At 58.2% G+C, this 651-nt stretch carries 1 protein-coding gene; it reads left to right on the forward strand.

Features of this window, described 5'->3' with window-relative positions; all coding sequences use genetic code 11:
- A partial coding sequence (locus tag ACXJKJ_RS30860; RefSeq protein WP_457395338.1) for a tetratricopeptide repeat protein occupies positions 1-564 on the forward strand: 564 nt, incomplete at its 5' end.
- Positions 565-651 lie beyond the last annotated feature (87 nt).

Raw genomic sequence — 651 nt, forward strand, 5'->3', positions numbered from 1 at the left:
AAGGACAACTGGAACCAGCTGTTGATGGCGGCCATGTCCGAAGCCGGCCAGACCGGTGAAGCGGTCAAGCAGGCCGAAGCGCTGGCCACCAAGAACCCGACCGACAAGAAGGCCCAGCTCAATCTGGCCAGCATGTACATGCAGGCTGACCAGATGGACAAGGCCGGCGCGGTGATGGGCAAGCTGTACACGGCCGGTCAGCTCACCGACGAACGTGAATACAAGCAGCTGTATTCGATCTATGCCAACACCGAGGGCAAAGAAAAGGACGTAATTGCCGTTATCAATGATGGGTTGCAGAAGGGCATCCTGAAGCCGGACTACCAGGTGTACCTGGCCCAGGCCCAGGCGTACTACTACTCCGACCCGCAACAGACGGACAAGGCCATCCAGGCGTGGCAGAACGCCGCCCCGCTTTCCAAGGACGGTGAAACCTACCTGAACCTGGCCAAGGTGCTGTATCAGGAAGGTCGTATTCCGCAGGCCAAGGAAGCGGCGCGCCAGGCGAAAGCCAAGGGCGTGAAGAACCCCAAGGATGCTGACAAAATCATCAACCTGAAGTAAGTGGGAATAACGCCTGAATGCCTGCCACAGTGATGCGCAGGCGCTCAGGATTGGTATAAGCTTGGAGGTTCCTGCGGTGTCATGCAC

The organism is Roseateles sp. P5_E1, assembly GCF_054049335.1.